This window comes from Candidatus Magnetobacterium casense (genome assembly GCF_019173545.1).
GTDB classification, from domain to species: domain Bacteria; phylum Nitrospirota; class Thermodesulfovibrionia; order Thermodesulfovibrionales; family Magnetobacteriaceae; genus Magnetobacterium; species Magnetobacterium cryptolimnobacter.
The window spans coordinates 1-1,584 of sequence record NZ_JABXWD010000608.1; the positions used below are offsets into that span (position 1 = coordinate 1).

A 1,584-nucleotide genomic window follows, 5' to 3' on the forward strand; every position below is an offset into this window, starting at 1 on the left:
GGTGTATGCGATCTGTGGTAATGCATCCGCCCTATGGGTGTATTGTTGAGCCATATTATTTCCCCCCTGCAATAGTCCTCGCCGTAGCCCATGATCCTGAGATCATTATCCAAATAGAACGGATAGACGCAGTTCCCCGGCTGCTGCGTGGCGAGGATCGTATATGATATGTTCACCCTCTCGATTCCCTTCTCAATATCCTCCAGCGCGTCGAAATTGTCGGAGTTGCCCATGTCGTCAAGCGCATCAGAGAGGAACCTCACCTCGCCGATCTCGACCTGCCTGATCCATGTCTTTATCGCATTGATCACGTATGCCATAATGAGCGGCTTCGTCTGCGGCCCGATCTTGAGATAGAGACATGCAGAAATTTGGGATCCGAATGTTGGCAAAGTCTCGTCCTCCCCCGGCGTGTCCCCGACTGCGCACCGAGTCCCGAGTACCTGCCAGATCGCAGCGTTGATGAGCTCCTCGCCCTCCGCCACTGCAACCCCTCCCTCCGGCGTGACCTCGTAGGGAAACTTCATCCCCTTGCCGAGCACGGGGTTCGGCATAAACCGTCCCTGCATCGGATAATCCGTCATGAGATGTTCTCCATCACGACTGCCTGATGGTTTCCAGTCACCGTTACCGTCTCGTCCCACATCGCGGCCGTCATCGCTTCCCTATGGCCGCAGAGATCGCAAGAGTGCCGCCCAGCCTGCTCCTTCGGTCTCATCGCTCCACACCCTGAGCATTTGCCCCAGTTATCGGGACCGAGAATGAAGCACTTGTTTTTCAGAGAGATAAAACATTCCGCATTCGGCGTGCCCTTCCACTCCCTTTCACATCTCTGGTATCGGGTACACTTCACGCAGACCATCTCCGGCTGTCCTGCCGAATCTTTCCATGCCCTCGCGCAATTCGCGCATGCCAAGCACTCAGAACAGGTCATTCCTTCTTTCCTTCAGGCTTTCCAGTATCTTTAAGCTCAAGATCGAGGACGGCTCCCACTACAGCGATGACATCACGAGAGAACTTGTCCTCCTGTTGCATAATCGTAGGGCAATCCATTCCAAGCGGCAGTAGTGGCTGCCCAGTCTTTTCTGAGCGTTCGCAATTTTTATCAATGGCCTCACACGCCATGCGCTTCAGTATGTCCGAGGCTTTCATGCCAGGGATGTTCTTCCGTATGTTCGCCAGGTGCTCATCGATGCTGTGTTTCATATCGTTCCGCTCCGTTTCATTTTGCCGCTTTTTGTTTCACCGCCTGCTCATTCCGTCTCAGATTGGCTCAGGCTGTTGCAAACACCGTTGCACTAGCCACGCACTTCGCCCCTCCGCACGCCTCGCATGTCTCCCCGGTCGCGAGTGCCACGGGTAGGAGAACGGGAGTTAAGAATGGATCCGTCCCGCCCATGAGCCGCACCAGGCTGGATGATCTTATGTCGTGCATCCCCAGCGCCCACTGAGAGGCCGAAACCCCCGCATACAACCTATACACGCCGGCGACATCGTGAGTGAGTAGCCCTCCAACGGTGACCGACCTATAACCGCCTACCTTGATTGTCTCGGCCCCCCCCGACATCAAGCCCCCTCGCCCCA

At 55.7% G+C, this 1,584-nt stretch carries 3 protein-coding genes; all 3 read right to left on the reverse strand.

What is annotated here, in order from left to right; translation table 11 throughout:
• On the reverse strand, positions 1–584 hold a 584-nt coding region (locus HWQ67_RS18040; RefSeq protein WP_218254081.1), incomplete at its 3' end, for a GPW/gp25 family protein.
• 346 nt (positions 585–930) lie between these two features.
• Positions 931–1,206: a hypothetical protein gene (locus tag HWQ67_RS18045; protein WP_218254082.1), complete on the reverse strand. Its 276-nt coding sequence runs from the start codon at positions 1,204–1,206 to the stop codon at positions 931–933.
• A 67-nt stretch (positions 1,207–1,273) separates the two neighbouring features.
• A partial coding sequence (locus tag HWQ67_RS18050; protein ID WP_218254083.1) for a hypothetical protein occupies positions 1,274–1,584 on the reverse strand: 311 nt, incomplete at its 5' end.